This is a genomic window from Aeromonas sp. FDAARGOS 1415 (assembly GCF_019048365.1).
Classification (GTDB): Bacteria; Pseudomonadota; Gammaproteobacteria; order Enterobacterales; family Aeromonadaceae; genus Aeromonas; species Aeromonas taiwanensis.
Genome location: NZ_CP077363.1, coordinates 1,971,245 through 1,992,038, shown reverse-complemented (window position 1 = coordinate 1,992,038; position 20,794 = coordinate 1,971,245). Strand labels below are relative to the sequence as shown.

The following is a 20,794-nucleotide window of genomic DNA, read 5'->3' as shown; positions in this document are numbered from 1 at the left end:
GCCATGGCGCCCCTTGTCACTGAAAGGAAAGGGAACTGTTTCTCTAGCGCCCGCCGGCCACGTCGATAAAGGTGCCGGTGACGTAAGAAGCCTCGTCAGAGAGCAGCCAGGCGATAGCCGCCGCCACCTCACAGGGTTCTCCGCCCCGTTGCAACGGGATCTGCCCCTTCACCCGGTCGACCCGGCCGGGCTCGCCGCCATCGGCGTGCATCTCGGTGTAGATGAAACCCGGACGCACCCCGTTGACCCTTATCCCCTGGGCCGCCACTTCCAGCGACAGTCCCCTGGTCAGCACGTCGACGGCCCCCTTGGCGGCGGCGTAGTCCACGTACTCCCCGGGGGAGCCCAGGCGCGCCGCCGCAGAGGAGACGTTGACGATAGCCCCGCCGTCCGTCATGCGGCGCACCGCCTCCCGGCAGCAGAGAAAACAGCCGGTGACATTGGTGGTCAGGGTTTTGTTGATGCGCTCGGCGCTCATCTCCAGCACCCGCATCTGCGGCTGCAGTCTGCCGGCGTTGTTCACCAGGTGGGTGACGGGCCCGAGCCGGGCGTCCATCTCCTCGAACAGGCGCACCACCTCGGCCTCCTCGCCGACATCCGCCTGCACCGCGATACACTCGACCGGATACCCCGCCCGGATCTCGGCCACCAGCGCCTCGGCCGCCGCCCTGTCCTGACGATAGTTGAGACAGAGATGGTACCCCTGCGCCGCCAGATGGCGGGCGGTGGCGGCCCCTATGCCCCGGCTGCCACCGGTGATCAGCACCCGTTTGTTCATGAACCCTCCTGGTTCCCGCTTATGATGACTGCCCCGGATAGTATCCCATGTGCCTGGGCAAACCTGGCGCCATGGCGCCATGTTCCACAACAAAGAGCCCGCACTGGGCGGGCTCTGGTGGCAATACAGGGGAAGCAGACTACTTGAACAGCCCCTTGAGCAGCTGATCCGCCGCCCCCTTGATCCCCTCGTCATCGGCCTTGTCGCCCAGCAATTTCTTGAGGCCGCGCTCGGCCTCCTTGCGGGCCTTCTCCTCCAGCACCTTGTTGTTGCTGAGCAGCGCCTTCACGTCGAGGCGGTAGCTCGGCGCCTGCCAGTGACCGCCGATACGCACCGGTATGGTGATATCCTTGAGCTCGTCCACCGTCTTGCCCCCCTGCCCCTTGCTGCTCTCCACCACAGAGGTGAGGAACAGGAAATCGAGGGTCTCCGGCACCAGGGCGGTCTGGCCCTGCCCCTTCACCCGCAGGGCGGGGGCGAACAGCTGGATGTCGTCGCTCTGGGCAACCCCGTCGGCAATCCGGAAGCTGGCGGTGAGGGCGCTGAAGTCGGTCTTGCGCACCTCCTTCACCTGGTCCGCTCCCTTGCCGGTCAGGGTGGCCCGCGCCTCGCGGATCATCTCCGCCAGGTTGATGCCGTGCAGGGCGCCGTCATGCACGGCCAGGCTGATCTTGCCCTGCATCCGGCTGAGCAGGGCCTGCTCGGAGAGACCCGAGCCCTGCACCTGCACCTCCAGATCCCCCTTGCCTTCCAGCAGATCGGTCTGGGCCAGGGTCTGCAGTAGCGGCCGCACATCCACCCCCTGTACCCGCTTGTGGACCTGATAGCGAGCCGGCTGCTGGCGGGCATCCAGCACGCCGTTTGCCGTCACCTTGCCCCCGAGCACCCCGGCACTGAACTGCTTGAGGGTCAGCTGGCCACCCGCCAGCGCCAGTTGCAGATCGACGGCGCGAAGATCCATCCCCTTCGCCTTCAGGTTACCCAGCTGCAGCCGGCCGGCCAGATCCATCCGTTTGAGGGCGGCCAGATCCGGCTCGACCGGGGAGGGTGCCTGGGTGGCGGGAACTTGGGCCTTGGTTCCGGCCGGTGCCGCAGCCCCAGAGGCCGCAGCAGCCGGGGCATCCTTGGCCGGTTGACCAAGCCAGGCATCGAGATCCAGCGTCTCCCCCTTGAGGTCGAACTCCACCCTGGGCACGGCCCCCAGCCGCACAATCCCGTTGCCGCTCAGCAGGGCGTCGTCCGCCCCCATCACCAGATTGCTCAGGGTGACTGTCTGCTTGTCCAGCTCGGCGCGGGCAAAGCCAGCGAGCTTGAGCTGCATCTGCGGGCGCGGCAGGGCATCACCGCTGAGCTTGGCGGCCAGCACGGCGTCAGACACCTCCAGCAGCTGTTGCTCCCGATCGAAACGCGCCTTGAGGGCCCCCTCCAGAGTGCCGGCCAGGGTCGGCTTGGCCGCCGCCCCCTGCAGACTCAGGGTCAGGCTGCTCCACTCCCCGAGCGCCAGCCGATCGGCCTTGAGGGAGAAGGCGTCGAGCCGCTGGGCCGGATCACTCAGACTGCCGCTGAGGCCGAGATCCTTGAGCTCGCTCTTGATGGCCTCCCGGGCCAGCTTGAGCTGGGCCTGACCCTTGAGATCAAAGGCCAGATCCCCCTGGGCCCCCTGGGCGGCCAGGGTCACGGGCACCCACTCCCCCGGGGTCAGCTGCCCCAGATCGAGGTCCAACCGGTCGAGCCGGGAGACGGCACCCCTGCGGTCATCCCGCACCAGGGCGCTGGCGTCCACCAGCGCAATGCCTTGCAGGCTGATCTGCCAGGGCTTTTCGTCACGGGCGGTTGTGGCTGGCTGGCCCTCGCCGGAGGGCTGGGCATCAGCCCCCTTGGGCTCGGCAGAGGCGGTGAGCAGGTCGCTCAGGTTGGAGCTGCCGTCGGCCTTGGTCTGGATAAACAGGTGGGCGCCGTTCAGGGTTACCTTGCCTATCTCAAGCCGGTGGGAGAGCAGGGGCAGCAGGCCCACCGAGGCCTCACCCTGCTCGAAGCGCACCAGATCGGGTTCGGCAAAGCCGGCGGGGTTGCGCAGCGCCACCTTCTCGAGGGAGAGACCGAGGCTTGGCCAGAAGCGCCAGCCTATCGCCCCCTCCATCACCAGCTCGCGGCCGGTGCTCTTGCGCACCTGTTCCGCCAGCTGGGGTTTGAACTGATTGGGATCGATGAGGGATACCAGGGCGGCGATGGCCACCACGGCGGCCAGCGCCAACCCCAGCAGGATATAGATGATCTTCTTCACGACGGACTCCTTGAATGCGGATCTTGTGGCTGACTATACCACCGGGGGGATAACAGATGGGGCCCTTCTCCCAAAACAGGCATCCGGCGAGACAGGGATGGTCGCGCTCGGCCATGAAAAAGGGCCCCGAAGGGCCCTGATGTCACTGGACGGTCGGCAGTTGCCGATAGCCCATCTCGTACAGGGTGAAGGCATAGATGTCCGCACTCTGCTCGATCAGCTTGGCCACCGGCGTGCCCGCCCCGTGCCCGGCATTGGTCTCGATGCGGATGAGCTGGGGGTGGGGGCCGGCATCGTCGGCCTGCAGGGTGGCGGCGAACTTGAAGGAGTGGGCCGGCACCACCCGATCGTCGTGATCCGCCGTGGTCACCATAGTCGAGGGGTAGCTGACCCCGGGCCGGACGTTGTGCAGGGGCGAGTAGCCCTTCAGGTAGTCGAACATCGCCTCGCTGTCGGCACTGGTGCCGTAGTCATAGGCCCAGCCCGCCCCGGCGGTGAAGGTGTGGTAGCGCAGCATGTCGAGCACCCCCACCGCCGGCAGGGCGACCCGCATCAGGTCCGGCCGCTGGGTCATGACCGCCCCCACCAGCAGGCCGCCGTTGGAGCCACCGCGGATCGCCAGCCGGTCGGTGCGGGTGTAGCCCTCGGCCTTGAGGTACTCGGCCGCCGCGATGAAGTCGTCGAACACGTTCTGCTTGTTCTGCCGGGTGCCCGCCAGGTGCCAGGCCTGGCCGTACTCGCCGCCCCCGCGCAGGTTGGCCACCGCATAGACGCCCCCCAGATCCAGCCAGTTGGCCACCGACACGCTGAAGCTCGGGGTCAGGCTCACGTCGAAACCGCCATAGCCGTAGAGGATGGTCGGGTTGCTGCCATCGCGTTTCAGCCCCTTGCGGTAGCTGATGATGAGCGGCACCCGGGTGCCGTCCTTGCTCTGGTAGAAGCGCTGCTCGGAGACGTAATCCTCCGGTTTGAACGGCGCCGCCGAGGCGCGATAGAGGCTGATGGCGCCGCTCTTTGGCTCGAACTGGTAGAGAGTGGGCGGCTGGGCATAGTTCTCGAAGCCGAAGTAGAGGGCGGGATCGTCGTGCTTGCCGTTGAAGCCGCTGACGCTGCCAAGGCCGGGCAGCGCCACCTCCCGCACTCGCTTGCCCTCGTAGTCGAACTGCTCGACCCGGGCGGTGGCATCCACCATGTACTCGGCGAACAGGTAGCCGCTGCCGCTGTGTACCGTCAGCACCTGCTGGCGCTCGGGGATGAGATCCCGCCAGTGGCTCGGGCCCGGGTTGGCGGCATCCACCGTCACTAGCCGGCGGTTGGGGGCGTCCCGGTTGGTCAGCAGGTAAAGGGTGCTGCCCTTGTTGTCCACCAGGCTCACGTCCGCGTCCAGATCCCCCTGCACCGTCAGCAGCGGCGCGTTCTCCTGGCTCAGATCCTTCACATAGAGGCGGTTGCCGGAGGTGGAGTTCGCCGCCGAGATGAGCAGGAAGCGGTCATCCTCGGTGACGGTCGCCCCCACGTAGCGGTGGTGCTGGGCCGGGATGGCGCCGAACACCAGCCGGTCATCCTCCTGCGCCGTGCCGAGCCGGTGGAAATAGACCTTGTGCTGATCGGTCCTGGCCGACAGCTCGCTGCCATCGGGCTTGTCGTAGCTCGAGTAGAAGAAGCCCTCGTTGCCAAGCCAGCTGATGCCGCTGAACTTCACGTCCTTGAGGGGGGCCTCCAGCGGCTGCTTGCTCTCCACGTCCATCAGGTGGATCTCGCGCCAGTCGCTGCCCGCCAGCGACAATGAGTAGGCCAGGATGCGGCCATCGCGGGAGAAGCTCAGCTGATCCAGCGCCGTGGTGCCGTCGGGGCTGAGGGTATTGGGATCGAGGAACACCTCGGCCGGCTTGCCCTCCTGCTGACGCCACAGCACGTTCTGGTTCTGCAGGCCGTCGTTCTTGAAGAAGTAGTGGTAGCGCCCCTCGCGAAACGGCGCCCCCTCCTTGGCGTAGTTCCAGGAAGCGGCGAGCTTCTCCCTGATGGCGGCGCGATACGGGATCTGCGCCAGATAACCCTGAGTCACGGCGTTCTGGGCCTTGACCCAGGCCTCGGTCTCGGGGCTGCGGTCATCCTCCAGCCAGCGATAGGGGTCGGCCACGGCCTGACCGAAGTAGTGATCCACCTGCTCACCCTGGCGGGTGACGGGGTAGTGAAGGCGCGTATTCCCTGACATGGCATCCTCTTGAGTTGACTGGCCACTGCACGCACACAGCAGTGACAGGGCCAGCAGGCTGACAATGGCTCGCATCGAGGCGGCTCCCTGCGGTTTCGGTGAAGCGGGCAGGGTAACAAAGAGTGCCGTATGGCCCAACCCCCCAGCGGGTGACCCGTAACGGGAACATACCGGCACGAACCTCCTGGTCAGTCACCACGCTCTGTGAGCCAGCTCCCCCTGCCCAGAGTCTGTCTGTGCCATCCTCACAGAAACGGCAATGGGAGGAGAAACCCATGTGGATAGAGGCGGAGCCCGTCTACGGCGCCCTGGTGTCCCTGGCCATCGGTCTCATCATCGGGCTGGAGCGGGGCTGGCAGGTGCGCCAGCTGGGGGACAACCAGCGCATCGCCGGGATGCGGACCTACGGTCTTATCGGCCTGCTCGGCGGGGTCTGCGCCCTGCTGCTCCCGACCCTGGGATCCTGGCTGCCCCTGCTCGGCCTGCTGGCGGTGGTGGCAGGCTGCGGCCTCTCGGTCTGGCTGGCCCAGCGCTGGCAGGGGGAGTTCGGCCTCACCAGCTCGGTGGCCATGGTGCTCACCTATTTGCTGGGGCTGATGTCGGTGTTGCAGAGCCCGAGCGAGGCGGTGGCCTGCGCCGTGCTGGCGGCGCTCTTGATGGGGCTCAAGGGCAAGATCCAGCAGGGCATGCTGTTTTTGAGCGAGACGGAGTTTCACGCCACCCTGCGTTTTCTGCTCATCTCCCTGGTGCTGCTCCCCGTGCTGCCCGATGCGGAGATGGGCCCCCTCGACGCCTTCAACCCCTTCAAGATCTGGCTCATGGTGGTGATCATCGCGGGGATCTCGTTCTGTGGCCACTTCGCGGTGCGGCTGCTCGGCACCCGTGCCGGACTGGTGCTCACCAGCATGCTGGCAGGGCTCGCCTCCTCCACCGCCCTCACCCTGCAGTTTGCCCGCCTCAACAAGGAGCAGGGCGGGCTGGAGCGGCTGCTCGCCACCGGCATCCTGCTGGCGGGAGCCACCATGTGGCTGCGGCTGCTGATGCTGGTGCTGCTGATCCATAGCGAGCTGGCGATGCGTCTGGCCGTCCCCCTGCTGCTGCTGGCGGCCATCGTCTACGGCTTCGCCTTCTGGTTCTGGCGCCAGCGGGAAGAGCTCGCCGACAACCCGGTGCAGCCAGAAACCCGCAACCCGCTCGATCTCGCCACCGCCATCAAGTTCGGCCTGCTGCTGGCCCTCATCGGCTTCATGGCTACCCTGCTGCAGAGCAAGGTGGGCAACTCCGGGGTCTATCTGCTGGCACTGGTCTCCGGCATCACGGACGTGGACGCCATCACCCTCTCCCTCTCCCAGCTCGCCCAGAAGGAGCTGGCTCTGGAGGTGGCGGCCAGGGGCATACTGCTCGCCGGCCTGGTCAACTCCCTGGTCAAGGGGATGCTGGCACTGGTGATCGGTGGACGCAGGCTGGGGCTGCGGGTGCTGCTGCCCTACCTCCTCTCCGTCCTGCTGATCCTGCCCCTGGTCTGGCCGACGGGATGACGAGGATCACCTCCCCGGGATGGCGGACTGACGCCCCTCCCCCTTGTCACGTATACTGCCTCCTCTTGCAGCATGAGGAGGTAGCAATGGCAAGCGATTGGGACAAGATTCTGGCGGGTGGCCCCCTCACCCAGACCGAGGAGATAGCGAACGACAGGATCCGCGGCCAGGCGCTGCTGGCCGAGCTCAATGCCTCCCCGTCCGGCGATCACCCCCTGCGCCAGCGCCTCTGCGCCGAGCTGTTCGGCCAGTGCCCGGACTCGTGCTGGATCAGTACCCCCTTCACCTGCGAATTTGGCCGCAACATCCACCTCGGGGAGAAGACCTTCTTCAACTTCAACGTCACCATTCTCGACGTGGGCGAAGTGCACATCGGCAGCCATGTGCTGCTGGCCCCCAACGTGCAGATCTACACCGCCACCCACAGCCTGGATCACCGGGAGCGCCGCAACTGGACCGCCTACAACAAGCCGGTACGCATCGGCGATGACTGCTGGATCGGCGGCGGCGCCATCATCTGCCCCGGCGTCACCATAGGGCCGCGCACCATCATAGGCGCCGGGGCCGTGGTGACCCGCGACATACCGGCAGACTCCGTCGCCGTCGGCAACCCGGCTCGCGTGATCCGCACGTTAAATTCGGGCGAGCCCCGGGATCCGGAGTGGCTGTCATGATGGTGCTGGCCCTGCTGCCCCTGGGGTGGGCCGGCTGGCTCGGGGTGCACGATGCGAACTGGTGGCCGCTGGCCCTGATCCTGCTGATGAGCCTGCTGACCCTGGCCACCTACGCCTGGGACAAGCGCCAGGCCATTCGTGGCGGCTGGCGCGTGCCCGAGGCGCGTCTGCACCTGCTGGAGCTGTGCGGCGGCTGGCCCGGCGCCCTGGTGGCCCGCCAGTGGCTGCGCCACAAGACCCAGAAGGGGAGCTACCGCCTGCGGTTCTGGGCCATTGTCTGGGGGCAATTACTGCTGCTCGGGCTCTGGCTAGGCCGCCCGCTCTGGCAGGGGATCTGAACCACCAAGGCGGGCATTGCCGCCCATGGCCGGGTATGAGAAAACGGAAGACAGGGAGCTGACCTCTCCCGTTCAGGCACAGACAAGGAGTCACCCATGACCATGTGGACAGGTATCGTCCTGATCGTCTTTATCAGCGTGTTTTTCGGCTATCTCGGCAAGCGTGCCCGCTACCAGATGGGGGACGCCCGCATCACCGACCGCCTCGGCAAGCAGGATATGATCATCAGGGAGTTGCAGGAGCGGGTCGCCAATCTGGAGGCCATCATGATCGAGGAGGAGAAGCGCAGACCCTTCCGGGAGCTGTGAGACAGAGCCCGGCGGTACGGCAAACGAGACGGCAACCCGGGTTGCCGTTTCTGTTGGAGTGCCCCTGCGCCGCTCCCGGGATTCATGTCGTCGGAGGCAGCCCGGCTCCCGCCATGGCGCTCGCCAGCGCCTCCCCACCCCGCTCGCGCACCCCGTCGATGGCCCCCTGCCGGTCGGCCTCCTCCTTGTTCTGGCTCAGCTTGAACTTGCCCACCAGACGGTCGATCTCGATTTCGATGCCCACCACGGCCGCCACCATGGCATCGATATAGTCTCGCGGCGCGTCCGCCATCTTCCAGGGTGTCGGCTCGGCAGCCTCCTGGGTGCGGGTCAGGGTGGCGAGCAGGCGGCGCACGAAGCGTGCATCGTCCCGCACCCGGATACGGCCGTGGGCGTGCACCACCGCATAGTTCCAGGTCGGCACCTGCTTGTGGTGCGCCTGCTTGCTCGGGTACCAGTTGGGGGAGACATAGCCGTCGGCGGCCCTGAAGATCACCAGCACCTCGTCGCCGTCTTTCACCTCCTGCCAGAGCGGGTTGTTGCGGGCCACGTGGGCGCGCAGAACCCCGTGAGCCCCCTCCCCGGCATCGAACTCAAATGGCAGATGGTTGGCATCGAGCCCCGACTTGCCATGGGTGATCAGGGCGCCCAGGGGGTGCGCCTGCATCAGCTGATGCAGCGCAGCGGGCTCGGTGACGGCGAAATGGGGTGGCAGGTACATACGGACTCCTTGTCCTGAGGACGACGTGAGGGGGCGTCCAGGCGCCCCGTGATAGGCCCATTCTCACCCGTTACGGGGAGACTGACGAGCAGACAACACAAAATAAAAGAGAGGGCCTGGGCCCTCTCTTGTCATCCATGCCGACCTCAGCCGCGCTTGGCCAGCCAGGCCTCGGCGGCGGTGAGGGCTGCCTCTATCTGCTCGCGGGCGACGCCGCCCTTGGCGACCCGCTTGGCCAGGGTCGCTTCCAGCTCCAGGTTCGGGTAGACATCCTCCCCCACCACGGGGCTGAAGCGCTGGAACTCGGGGAGGGAGAGCTCTTCCAGGGGTTTCTTCACGCCGATCGCATAGACCACGGTCTCGCCGACGATGTGGTGCGCCTCGCGGAACGGAATGCCCTTGGCCACCAGGTAGTCCGCCAGCTCGGTGGCGTTGGCATAGCCGCCCTGGGCGGCGGTCTTGGTGCGCTCGCCGTTCACTTTCAGATCGATCAGCACCAGGGCCGACATGTCGAGGCAGTCGTGCCAGGTATCCAGGGCGTCAAACAGCCCCTCCTTGTCTTCCTGCATGTCCTTGTTGTAGGCCAGCGGCAGCGCCTTGAGGCTCATCAGCATGCCCATCTGGGCGCCAACGACCCGGCCGGTCTTGCCGCGAATGAGCTCCAGTGCGTCCGGGTTTTTCTTCTGGGGCATCAGGGAGGAACCTGAGGTCACCGCGTCGGAGAGCTCCACAAAGCCCGCCTCGCCGGTGTTGTAGAAGATGAGATCTTCAGCGAAGCGCGACAGGTGAGCCATGGAGAGGGACGCCACGTGCATCAGCTCCACCACGTGATCCCGATCGGAGACCGAGTCCAGGCTGTTGCGGGTCGCGCCGGCAAAGCCCATGTCGAGCGCCAAGGCTTCGCGGTCGATGGCATAGGCGGTGCCCGCCAGGGCGCCGCAGCCGAGCGGGCTGGTGTCGAGGCGCTTGAGGGCATCCTGCAGACGGGAGTAGTCCCGCTCCAGCATCTCCACATAGGCGAGTGCCCAGTGGGCATAGGTGACAGGCTGGGCGCGCTGCAGATGGGTGTAGCCCGGCAGCACGGCGGCCTGGTTGGCACGGGCGGAGGCGACCAGCCCCTGTTGCAGGGCAGTGATGGAACCGAGCAGCAGCTCACCCTGGGCCTTGCACCAGAGTTTGAGGTCGGTGGCGACCTGATCGTTGCGCGAGCGACCGGTGTGCAGCTTCTTGCCGAGCGCCCCGACGGCGTCGATCAGCTTCCCTTCGACCCAGGAGTGGATGTCTTCGGCGTCCGAGCTCAGGATCTGCTCGGGATCCTGCTGCACGGAGGCGAGCAGCACCTCCATCGCCTGTTGCAGCTGCGCCTGCTCGCTCTCGGTCAACACGCCCACCTTGACCAGGGCGCGGGCCCAGGCCATGGAGCCCTGGATATCCTGCTCCGCCAGACGGTAATCGAACCGCAGGGAATCGTTGAACTGCTTGAACCGGCTATCGGCTCCCTGACTGAAGCGTCCACCCCAAAGTGCCATACTGCTCTCCTTGAATGCGTTGTCGAAGGCGCCTTGCGCCGTCGAGCTTGAAATCTTGCCTTGTTTTCCTGCGAGCCTGTTATCTCACAGAAGCGGCCGAGGCGCAGCCGCTCTTGTCACACCCGATGAGGATGGCAGAGGGACTCTCTGCCTGTAAAAGAGGGGGCCATGCCCCCTCGAATCAACGGGTTATAGCGCTTGCTTAGCCGTGGGTATGATCGCCACCGATGGCCTGATGCTGCTCCTTCATGGCGCGGATCCGGCTGGCCAGGGTGTAGAGACGGATGAAGCCTTCAGCGTGGCTCTGGTCGTACACTTCGTCGGCGCCGAAGGTGGCGAAGTCTTCGGAGTAGAGGCTGTTCGGCGACTTCTTCTGCACCGCGGTGACCTGACCCTTGTACATCTTCAGGATCACCTCACCGTCCAGGTCCTCGGCGATGGCGTTGGCGGAGGCGACAATGGCCTTGCACAGCGGGGTAAACCAGCGACCGTCATAGACCAGGTGGGAGAACTCGGCACCCAGCTTCTCGCGCCAGGCGCGGGTCGGTCTGTCCAGCACCAGCTCTTCCACGGCGCGCAGTGCGGCGACCATCACGGTACCGCCCGGGGTCTCGTAGCAGCCACGGGACTTCATGCCCACCATCCGGTTCTCGGTGATGTCGATGCGGCCCACGCCGTGTTTGCCGGCACGCTCGTTCAGGGTGGTCAGGATCTGGTGCGGGCTGAGCGGCTGGTCATCCACGGCGACCACTTCGCCCTTGGCCACGGTCAGCTTGACGTATTCCGGCTCGTTCGGGGCATCCTCTGCAGAGACGGTCCACTGCCAGACCGCTTCGGACGGCTCGTTCCAGGTGCTCTCCAGCTCGCCACCCTCGGTGGAGATGTGCCAGGCGTTGGCGTCGCGGCTGTAGATCTTCTTCAGGGTCGCCTTGCAGGGGATGTTGCGGGCTTCCAGATAGGCCAGCAGATCTTCCCGGGAGCGCATGTCCCAGATCCGCCACGGGGCGATCACTTTCAGCTGGGGTGCCAGGGCGGCCACCGCGCCTTCGAACCGCACCTGGTCGTTGCCCTTGCCGGTGCAGCCGTGGGAGATGGCATCGGCCCCTTCCGCCAGGGCTGCCTCGACCATCGCCTTGGCGATCACCGGACGGGCCATGGAGGTCCCCAGCAGGTAGGTGCCTTCATAGACGGCGCCGGTCTTCAGGGTCGGGTAGACGTACTCCTTGACGAACTCTTCCCGCAGATCCTTGACGATGCACTTGACCGCGCCGGAGGCGATGGCCTTCTGCTCGATCCCTTCCAGATCGTCACGCTCCTGGCCCACATCGGCGACGAAGGCGATGATCTCTGCGTCATAGTGCTCCTTCAGCCAGGGAATGATGGCCGAGGTATCCAGTCCGCCCGAATAAGCCAGTACGATCTTGTTGATTCCGCTCATTTACTTCTCTCCGTGATGATTCGATAAAAGGTTGTGATTCTGGGTCGGTTGCCGCGTTACTTGTGCCCGAGCAGGGTCAGCAGCACGGCATTCTGGATATGCATCCGGTTTTCTGCCTCATCCATGATGAGGGAGGCTGGGCCGTCCATGACCTCCGAGGTGATCTCCAGTTCCCGGTGCGCCGGCTGGCAATGCAGCACGTGCTGGATGCCGGTGCGGTCGAGCAGGGCCTGGTTGATCTGGTAAGGCATAAAGATATCTTTTACCTGCTCCATTGGTGTGTTGTCACCCATGGAAACCCAGGTATCGGTATACACCACGTCAAACCCTTCGATGTCCGCCACGTCGTCGCTGATGTGGATGGTGGCACCGGATTGAGCCGCCAGCGCCTGGGCCTGCAAGAAGATCTGGGTGTCCGGGCCGTGGCCTTTCGGGCAGATCAGGGTCACGTCGGTGCCGAGCGTCGCCCCCAAGAGCAGCAGGGAGTGGCTGACGTTGTTGCCATCGCCCAGATACGCCAGCTTCACCTTGGACAGATCCGCGTAGTGCTCGCTGATGGTCATGAAGTCCGCCAGCCCCTGGCAGGGGTGGTAGAGGTTGCACAGGCTGTTTACCACGGGCACGCTGCCGTGTTCGGCCAGCTCGACCAGGGTCTGGTGATCGAACACCCGGGCGACGATGGCGTCGCACCAGCGGGACAGGTTGCTGGCGAAGTCCTTCACCGATTCCCGCTTGCCGAGCGCCCCGTTCTGCTGATCCAGATAGACGCTGTGGCCGCCCAGTTTGGCGATGCCGATGTCGAAGGTGACCCGGGTGCGCAGGGAGGGTTTCTCGAACAGGGTGACCACACTCTTGCCCGCCAGGGCCTGGCTGTATTTCTTCGGATCGGCCTTGACCGATTTGCCCAGGGCGATCAGCGCCTCGATCTGGGCCTTGCTCAAGTCGCTGTCTTTCAGAAGATGTTGCATCGGATGTTCCTTGTTCCGGTGGAGATCAGAGAGAGACCTGGGTGCCAACCGCACCGCCGGCCAGCAGCTTGAGCAGTTGATCCGGGTAGCGCCAGCTGGCGACACACACCGGCTTGCCCAGGGTCTCGGCGGCATGCAGGGCCGCCTTCACCTTGACCGCCATGCCATCGCTGATCACGCCCTTCTCCATCAGATCCAGGGCGGTCTGCTTGTCCAGCTGCGGTACCAGCTTGCCCTTGCCATCCAGGATGCCGCTCACATCGGACAGCATCACCAGATCCGCGCCCAGCGCCTCGGCGATGGCGGTGGCCGCCTGATCCGCATTGACGTTCATCAGCTGGCCCTCGGCAGTGATGCCGATGGAGCTCACCACCGGCAGGAAGCCCTGGCTCAGGATGCCGGCCACCAGCGCCGGGTTGCCCGGCTTGCAGTCGCCGACCGCGCCGAGATCCGGGTCGAGCTGGGTCACCTGGCACAGGCCGCCGTCGGCGAGGCAGAGCCCCACCGCCGGAATGCCGGTGGCGATGGCCTTGGCCATCATCATCTTGTTCGCGGTCCCGGCCAGGGCACCGGCGATCACGGGGATCTGCTCGAACGGGGTCACCCGCAGGCCGTGCTTCTTGGTGGAGGTCATCCCCAGCCCCTTGAGCAGGTCATCCACCAGGCAGCCACCGCCGTGCACCAGCACCAGGGGACGGTGCTGATCGTCCAGGAAGGTTTTCAGGGTGGCGAACAGGGCGGTCAGGGCCTCGTCGTTCTCGATCAGGGCACCACCCAACTTGATTACCAGCGTCTGCTTGTCCATCTTCTCGATCCTTTCCTAAAGCGTTAAATCAGGCCGGTGGCCGGTTCAAATCCGAATTTGATATTTATGCACTGCATCGCCTGGGAGGCCGCTCCCTTGAGCAGGTTGTCGATGGCGGAGACCACCACCAGCATGTTGCCCTGCTGCTGCCAGGCAAGGTCGCAGTAAGGGGTGCTCGCCACGCCGCGGATGGAGGGCATCTGGCCGGTGAGGCGCACCAGGGGCTTGCCTTCGTAGGCCTTGAGATAGGCCTGGTCTACCTGGGTCTGCGTCACGCCGTCCGCCAGCTGCACATAGATGGTGGCCAGGATGCCCCGCACATAGTTGCCAAGGTGGGGCTGGAACAGCACCTGCTTGCCGAGGTGGTGGCTGATCTCCGGCTGGTGTCTGTGATTGAAGGTGCCGTAGGGGTTCAGGCTCACCTCGCAGAAGCTGGTGTTGATGGCCGCCTTGCGGCCGGCCCCGGAAACACCGGACACCGCATTGATGATGGGCTGCCACCCTTCGGCAATCAGGCCCGCCTGCTGCAGCGGCTTGAGGGCGCACAGGGAGGCGGTCGGGTAGCATCCCGGCACCGCGATCAGCTGGGCGGCCTGGATGGCCTCGGCGTTCCATTCGGCCAGGCCGTAGGCGGCCTGCTCCAGCCACTGCTCGTTGTCGTGGGTGAAGCCGTAGAAGGAGGAGTAGAACCCTTGATCCTTGACCCGGAAGGCGCCGGAGAGATCGAACACCGGCAGCCCCTTGGCCAGGAACTTGGGTGCGAGCTCGGCACTCACCTCGTGGGCGGTGGCCAGCAGCACCAGATCGGCCTGGGTCAGGATCCGGGTCATGCCATCTTCGTCCAGGGGCAGCAGCGGCTGATCCAGCTCACCAACCCACTGGGGATGCAGGGAAGAGAAACGCTTGTGGGCGTCCTGGCTGCCGGCGGAGACATAGAGGCCGAACAGCTTGAGCTCTGGATGGTTCTGGACCAGGGCGGCCAGTTCGGCCCCCGCGTAGCCACTGGCACCGACGATAACGGTATTGAGCATGTTTGAGTATTCCAAGTCTGGGTTCGAAATTCGCAGCGTGGTGCCGCGGTGCAAGGGGTCGGCTATCGCCCCTTCGATGCAACGAGTGCGGAGGGGCAATTCAGGCGGATGTGCGTCGTCGGTTACAGATCAGGTGACAGAACATTAACTTTCCCTTACAACTAGAGGCCTTGTCGATGAGCACTCGAACAGAATATTCATGCACTCACTTTGCATTTGTATTTTCTAACAGAAAGATTCCGGGGACGCAAGGAGGAGCTGATGGCCAATCTGGATTTTTTTTCACTTTATAAGAATATTATTGCGATTCCCTCGATCAGCAGCACGGATCCCCGCTGGGATCAGAGCAACGAGGCGGTGATCCGGCTGCTGGCCGACTGGTTCGGCCAGCTGGGCTTCCACTGCGAGGTGACGGCGCTGCCGGATCTGCCGGGCAAGTTCAACCTGGTAGCGACCCATGGCCAGGGCGAGGGGGGCCTGCTGCTGGCGGGCCACACCGATACGGTGCCGTTCGATGAGGGTGCCTGGAACAAGGATCCCTTCAAGGTGACCGAGGAGGGGGATCGCCTGTACGGCCTCGGCACCATCGACATGAAGGGCTTCTTCGCCTTTATCGTGGAGGCGCTGAAGGAGATCGATCTCACCACTCTCAACAAGCCGCTGCGGATCCTGGCGACCGCCGACGAGGAGACCACCATGGCCGGGGCCCGCGCCATCGCGGCTGCCGCCGAGCTCAAGCCCGACTACGCGGTGATCGGCGAGCCCACCGGGCTGGTGCCCGTGGTGGCCCACAAGGGGCACATGTCGGAGGCCATCCGCATCACGGGCCGAAGCGGCCACAGCTCGGATCCCGCCAACGGCGTCAACGCCATGGAGATCATGCACAAGGCCATGGGTCAGGTGCTCAGGCTCCAGCAGGATCTGAAGGAGAAGTACGCGGATCACCGCTTCGCGGTGCCCCAGCCCACCCTGAACCTCGGCTACATCCAGGGGGGGGACAGCCCGAACCGCATCTGCGGCTGCTGCGAGCTGCACATCGACATGAGACCCACCCCGCAAGTCGGCCCCGACGAGCTGATGGGCATGCTCAAAGAAGCGCTCTCCCCCATCGAGATCCACCAGCCCGGCTGCCTGCACCTGCAGCACCTGCACGAGCCCATCCCGGCCTATGCCTGTGCGGACGACTCGGATCTGGTGCGCGAGGCCGAGCGGGCGAGCGGCAAGGCCGCACAATCCGTGAACTATTGCACCGAGGCCCCCTTTATCCAGCAGTTGGGATGCCAGACAATAGTGCTGGGCCCTGGCCACATCGCCCAGGCCCACCAGCCCGATGAATACCTGGATCTATCGTTTGTCAAACCGACCACGGCGGTGCTGCAGCACCTGATCCGGCGCTTCTGCCTCTGACCAGGGGGAATGTAAGTAAGTTACATAACAAGCCGTCCCCGGAGAGGTGAGGGAAATACATCTTCTGAATCGGCTTGTTATTTGACCTTGCGCAGACAATCTGGGTAGATTGTCCCCCTAAGATGACGGAGCATATGTTGTAATCGCACAACAATAAGTGAGGTCGCCTCCCGTCCCCGGAAGGTCAGGAGGCACCAACAAAATAAGGATGTGGAATGAACGAAAAGTACGCCGCACTACGGGCCAACGTAGGCATGTTGGGCCAACTGCTGGGTAAATCCATCAAGGACCATCAGGGGCAACCCTTCCTCGACAAGATTGAGACCATTCGTCAACTGGCCAAGTCCTCCCGCAAGGGGAACGAGGCGGACAGAGAGCGCCTGCTCGAGACCCTGCGCACCCTCTCCGACGACGAGCTGTTGCCCGTGGCCCGCGCCTTCAGCCAGTTCCTCAACCTTGCCAACGTGGCGGAGCAGTTCCACACCATCTCCCGCCGCTGCGAAGAGCAGGTCTGCACCCCGGATCCGCTTGAGCAGATGTTCGCCAAGCTGAAGTCCTCGAACCTCTCCCAGGAAGCCATCATCCAGGCCGTGCGTGAGCTGGACATCGATCTGGTGCTGACCGCCCACCCCACAGAGGTGACCCGTCGCACCCTGATCCACAAGCACGTGCAGCTCAACGACTGCCTCGAGGCGCTGGAACTCTCCGATCTGCTGCCCCGCGAGCGGGACAAGATCCTCAATCGCATCGAGCAACTGGTCAACCAGGCCTGGCACACCAACGAGATCCGTGAACAGCGCCCGACCCCGGTGGACGAGGCCAAATGGGGCTTCGCCGTGGTGGAAAACAGCCTGTGGCCGGCCATCCCCGAATTCATGCGCAACCTGGACGAGCGTCTGCAACACCACCTGGGTGTGCGCCTGCCCCTGGACGCCGCGCCGGTCAAGTTCACCTCCTGGATGGGCGGTGACCGCGACGGCAACCCCTTCGTCACCGCCAAGGTGACCGCCGAGGTGCTGGAGCTGGGCCGCTGGATGGCGGTGAGCCTGTTCTACAAGGACATCAAGGAGCTCACCTCCGAGCTCTCCATGGCCGACTGTACCGAGGCCGTGCGCGCCCGGGTCGGTGACAATCCCGAGCCCTACCGTGCCCTGGTGCGCGAGCTGCGCGAACAGCTGCGCGAGACCCAGGAGTTCCTGACTGCCAAGGTGCAGGGCCAGGCGAGCGAGAGCCGGGATCTGGTCAAGAGCACCGCCCAGCTGCGCGAGCCGCTGGAGCTCTGCTACCACTCCCTGCACGCCTGCGGCATGGGCAACATCGCTGACGGCATGCTGCTGGACGTGCTGCGCAAGCTGGCCTGCTTCGGCATCCACCTGGTCAAGCTGGACATCCGTCAGGATGGCGAGCGCCACGGCCAGGTCTTCTCCGAGCTGACCCGCTACCTCGGCGTAGGCGACTACGCCGAATGGAGCGAGGAGGATAAACAGGCCTTCCTGCTGCGCGAGCTGAACTCCCGCCGCCCGCTGATCCCCAATGACTGGGAACCGAGTGCCGAGACCCGCGAGACCATCGACACCTGCAAGGTCATCGCCCAGCACGATCCCGATGCGTTCGGCATCTACATCATCTCCATGGCCGGCGCCCCGTCCGACGTGCTGGCGGTACAGCTGTTGCTGAAGGAAGCCGGCTGCAAGTTCCGCATGCCGGTCGCCCCGCTGTTCGAGACCCAGGAAGACCTGATGGCGGGCACCGCCGTGATGGAGCGCCTGCTGTCGGTGGACTGGTATCGCGGCTACATCCAGGGTCGCCAGTACGTGATGATCGGCTACTCCGACTCCGCCAAGGATGCGGGCATGATGGCCGCCGGCTGGGCCCAGTATGCCGCCATGGAGTCTCTGGTGGCGCTGGCTGAGGCCAACAATATCCGCCTCACCCTGTTCCATGGCCGTGGCGGTACCGTGGGCCGTGGTGGCGCCCCTGCCCATCAGGCGATCCTGTCCCAGCCGCCGGGATCCCTGCGCGGCGGCCTGCGGGTCACCGAGCAAGGGGAGATGATCCGCTTCAAGTTCGGCCTGCCGAAAGTGGCCATCCAGAGTCTGAACCTCTACACCAGCGCCGTGCTGGAGGGGAACCTGCTGCCGCCGCCCAAGCCGAAGGAGAGCTGGCGCGCCGTGATGGAGCAGCTGGCCGCCGTCTCCTGCGATCACTATCGCAGCATAGTGCGCGGTCACCCGGACTTCGTGCCCTACTTCCGCGCCGCCACCCCGGAGATGGAGCTCGGCAAGCTGCCGCTCGGCTCCCGTCCCGCCAAGCGCAAGCCCAACGGCGGCGTCGAGAGCCTGCGCGCCATCCCGTGGATCTTCGCCTGGACCCAGAACCGGCTGATGCTGCCGGCCTGGCTCGGCGCCCACAAGGGACTGCAGCAGGCCATCGATGACGGCCAGAAGGCGGTGCTGGACGAGATGAGCCGCCAGTGGCCCTTCTTCCGCACCCGTCTGGAGATGCTGGAGATGGTGTTCCTCAAGGCCGACCTCTGGCTCGCCGAGTACTACGACACCCGTCTGGTTCCGGAAGAGCTGTGGGGCCTGGGCAAGCAGCTGCGTCAGGAGCTTTCCGATTCCATCCAGGTGGTGCTGAAACTGCGCCCGCAGGGCGACCTGCTGGACGATCAGCCCTGGATCAAGGAGTCCATCAAGCTGCGCAACCCCTACACGGATCCGCTCAACGTGCTGCAGGCCGAGCTGCTCAACCGCTCGCGCAACCACCCGGAGACCCTGCATCCCGAGCTGGATCAGGCCCTGATGGTCACCATCGCCGGCATCGCGGCAGGCATGCGCAACACCGGCTGACAAGCGGGCTATCCAGCCTCCTTCCAGCCAAAGGGCGCCCGCAAGGCGCCCTTTTTATGTCTGTCATGCAGTGCCCTTGCCCGTCAGGGGCGCGACCAGGCCGCGATATCGCCCCCTCACAGCCCCCGAGAAGGTGACCACCAGATCGCAAAAAGAACTCAATTGAAAACCAAAATAATATCGCCATGTCACAGTGATATTCAGTCTCGAATTAAGCCTTGTCAGCCTTCTTCGGGCTGGGATACTCTCGTCACTTGGCAGGGGCGATAATGAGAACTTTGCATGTTGAAGTCTGTTGCTGGCAATCAACGCATTTATTTGGGCAGTTTTATTTCATTGCTTTTATTTTTGCTTGCCGGCCATTTTTCCACCCTGGCGTTTCAGAAAAACAAGCAACTGGCTTTCTCAAAAAGCATATTAATAAAATCGGATGAGGTCACGTTACAACTTGCAACCTCATTGCGTGACGTCAACCAGGCCGGCCTCATTGAATGCGACAAACCCTCCATAGATAAAATCAGAATCATCGCCTCCAATTATCCTTACGTTGATGACATCGGCCTCGCTGAGGGTGACAAGCTGCTCTGTACCGCCAACTGGGGGATCCTAGAGAAACAATCACAGCTTCCCCGCCATGACTTCATCACGGCCTCCGGATTCGAAGTCTATCTCAAGCCTCGCGATCTCTTCCCCTCCCGGCTCATCAGAAATATGACTCGCCTCGGCAACGTCGTGGCATTTTCTTCCCGTCTGAGAGCGGAACAGATATACAAGGACACCACTGACTTTTCATATGAGCTCGTCACCAGGAACGGGGAGCACAAGTTCGTCTCGTCGGCAGGCTCCCCCACTGCAAGCACTCCTCTTTCAACCTTGTCGACCCGGCTGTGCAGCGACGCCTTCGACTACTGCATCGTGACCTACAATGCCAGCGCAGGCATACTCGCCTATCACCCTCTGCTGATCACCTTGTATTGCATCATCGCAATCTGTTTCGGCGGCCTCATCGCCTTCTCGGTTACCAGCTATCAAGAGGAGAAGCGATCTCTCGAGTTTCGTTTGATACGTGCGATAAAAAGAGAAGAGCTCTACCTTGAATATCAACCCGTGGTGCATGCCGTGCAGCATCATATTGTCGGAGTGGAAGCGCTGCTGCGCTGGAAGGATGAGCTCTATGGCCAGGTCTCCCCCGAACTGTTCATTCCCATCGCCACCAAGCTCGCACTATATAAAAACATCTCCTTCTTTATTGCACATCGTGCCCTGGATGATTTACAGCACCTGCTCAAGCAAGATAACAGCCTGATGATTTCATTGAATGTCAGCAACTATGAAATCAACAAACCGGAATATCTAGACTACCTGCACAAGCAAGTCATCCTGCACGATATAAAGCCTCATCAGATCAAGCTTGAAATAACAGAGAGGATCAACGAGTACCATCAAAAAATATCGGCGTTCGCCGCCGACGCGCGCAAGAAGGGATTCAAGGTATCACTGGATGACTTTGGTACGGGCGCATCCAACATTGTCTGGCTGACATCCATCGATTTCGACGAGATAAAACTGGACAAGATATTTATCCATGGCCTGCATGAAGAGCTGAAGAGGGATCTCTTCATCTCCATGCTCAACGGCATCGCCAAGCTGAACAAGCAGCTCGTCTTCGAGGGGGTGGAGAGCCCGCACGAACTGAGATTGATCGAGTCGTTCGACAAGCACGCCTTCATCCAGGGCTGGCTGTTCTACAAGGCCCTGCCGGCCGCGAGGCTGACCCACATCATCACAGAGAAAAGAGCATCCTCCCCGACCGCCCTTGCTGCCACATCGGATAGCACGCACCACGGGGCTGCAACAGGTTAGGGCTCGAGCTCATCGAGCTAGCCGCCCCTCAAACCAAGGGCGCCTTG

General features: G+C 63.9%; 16 protein-coding genes. 7 read left to right on the top strand and 9 right to left on the bottom strand.

The window, feature by feature from the left end; translation table 11 throughout:
• Nucleotides 1-43: 43 nt before the first annotated feature.
• From I6L45_RS09540 to I6L45_RS09530, 3 genes are all read right to left on the bottom strand, one after another.
• Complete coding sequence (locus I6L45_RS09540; RefSeq protein ID WP_216984071.1) at nt 44-778, bottom strand: SDR family oxidoreductase; 735 nt, start codon at nt 776-778, stop codon at nt 44-46.
• A 139-nt stretch (nt 779-917) separates the two neighbouring features.
• Nucleotides 918-3,062 (bottom strand): AsmA family protein, encoded by a 2,145-nt coding sequence (locus tag I6L45_RS09535; protein ID WP_216984070.1) that lies wholly within the window; start codon nt 3,060-3,062, stop codon nt 918-920.
• 142 nt (nt 3,063-3,204) lie between these two features.
• The gene (locus tag I6L45_RS09530) at nt 3,205-5,352 is read right to left on the bottom strand and encodes a prolyl oligopeptidase family protein (protein WP_216984069.1); all 2,148 of its coding nucleotides are present in this window, start codon (nt 5,350-5,352) and stop codon (nt 3,205-3,207) included.
• A gap of 200 nt (nt 5,353-5,552) precedes the next feature.
• On the opposite strand from I6L45_RS09530, the gene I6L45_RS09525 reads away from it, so the two are divergent.
• The 4 genes from I6L45_RS09525 (at nt 5,553) to I6L45_RS09510 (ending at nt 8,136) form a co-directional block, all read left to right on the top strand.
• Nucleotides 5,553-6,815: an MgtC/SapB family protein gene (locus tag I6L45_RS09525; RefSeq protein WP_210547884.1), complete on the top strand. Its 1,263-nt coding sequence runs from the start codon at nt 5,553-5,555 to the stop codon at nt 6,813-6,815.
• Between the two features lie 86 nt (nt 6,816-6,901).
• Complete coding sequence (locus tag I6L45_RS09520; protein WP_216984068.1) at nt 6,902-7,489, top strand: sugar O-acetyltransferase; 588 nt, start codon at nt 6,902-6,904, stop codon at nt 7,487-7,489.
• Nucleotides 7,486-7,827, top strand: a complete 342-nt coding sequence (locus I6L45_RS09515) for a DUF1294 domain-containing protein (RefSeq protein WP_216984194.1) — start codon at nt 7,486-7,488, stop codon at nt 7,825-7,827. Before I6L45_RS09520 ends, I6L45_RS09515 begins: the two co-directional genes overlap by 4 nt.
• Before the next feature lie 96 nt (nt 7,828-7,923).
• Nucleotides 7,924-8,136, top strand: coding sequence for a hypothetical protein (locus I6L45_RS09510; protein WP_216984067.1), 213 nt, complete (start codon nt 7,924-7,926; stop codon nt 8,134-8,136).
• 82 nt (nt 8,137-8,218) lie between these two features.
• On the opposite strand, the gene I6L45_RS09505 is transcribed toward I6L45_RS09510, so the two are convergent.
• The 6 genes from I6L45_RS09505 to argC all read right to left on the bottom strand — a co-directional run bounded on the left by I6L45_RS09505 (nt 8,219) and on the right by argC (nt 14,628).
• A complete protein-coding gene (locus I6L45_RS09505) occupies nt 8,219-8,857 on the bottom strand; it encodes an FMN-binding negative transcriptional regulator (RefSeq protein ID WP_216984066.1) in 639 nt (212 codons plus the stop codon).
• A gap of 146 nt (nt 8,858-9,003) precedes the next feature.
• Nucleotides 9,004-10,386, bottom strand: coding sequence for an argininosuccinate lyase (gene argH, locus I6L45_RS09500; RefSeq protein ID WP_216984065.1), 1,383 nt, complete (start codon nt 10,384-10,386; stop codon nt 9,004-9,006).
• 202 nt (nt 10,387-10,588) lie between these two features.
• Nucleotides 10,589-11,824 (bottom strand): argininosuccinate synthase, encoded by a 1,236-nt coding sequence (locus I6L45_RS09495; RefSeq protein WP_216984064.1) that lies wholly within the window; start codon nt 11,822-11,824, stop codon nt 10,589-10,591.
• 56 nt (nt 11,825-11,880) lie between these two features.
• Nucleotides 11,881-12,792 (bottom strand): ornithine carbamoyltransferase, encoded by a 912-nt coding sequence (locus I6L45_RS09490; protein ID WP_216984063.1) that lies wholly within the window; start codon nt 12,790-12,792, stop codon nt 11,881-11,883.
• Nucleotides 12,793-12,817: 25 nt separating this feature from the next.
• Nucleotides 12,818-13,597: an acetylglutamate kinase gene (gene argB / locus I6L45_RS09485; RefSeq protein ID WP_216984062.1), complete on the bottom strand. Its 780-nt coding sequence runs from the start codon at nt 13,595-13,597 to the stop codon at nt 12,818-12,820.
• A 23-nt stretch (nt 13,598-13,620) separates the two neighbouring features.
• Nucleotides 13,621-14,628: an N-acetyl-gamma-glutamyl-phosphate reductase gene (argC, locus tag I6L45_RS09480; RefSeq protein ID WP_216984061.1), complete on the bottom strand. Its 1,008-nt coding sequence runs from the start codon at nt 14,626-14,628 to the stop codon at nt 13,621-13,623.
• A 261-nt stretch (nt 14,629-14,889) separates the two neighbouring features.
• Here argC and argE point away from each other — a divergent pair, with 261 nt between their 5' ends.
• The 3 genes from argE to I6L45_RS09465 all read left to right on the top strand — a co-directional run bounded on the left by argE (nt 14,890) and on the right by I6L45_RS09465 (nt 20,747).
• Nucleotides 14,890-16,035, top strand: a complete 1,146-nt coding sequence (gene argE, locus I6L45_RS09475) for an acetylornithine deacetylase (protein ID WP_216984060.1) — start codon at nt 14,890-14,892, stop codon at nt 16,033-16,035.
• Between the two features lie 215 nt (nt 16,036-16,250).
• The gene (ppc, locus tag I6L45_RS09470; protein WP_216984059.1) at nt 16,251-18,884 is read left to right on the top strand and encodes a phosphoenolpyruvate carboxylase; all 2,634 of its coding nucleotides are present in this window, start codon (nt 16,251-16,253) and stop codon (nt 18,882-18,884) included.
• Between the two features lie 282 nt (nt 18,885-19,166).
• On the top strand, nt 19,167-20,747 hold the full coding sequence (locus I6L45_RS09465) for an EAL domain-containing protein (RefSeq protein ID WP_216984058.1): 1,581 nt from the start codon (nt 19,167-19,169) through the stop codon (nt 20,745-20,747).
• Nucleotides 20,748-20,794 lie beyond the last annotated feature (47 nt).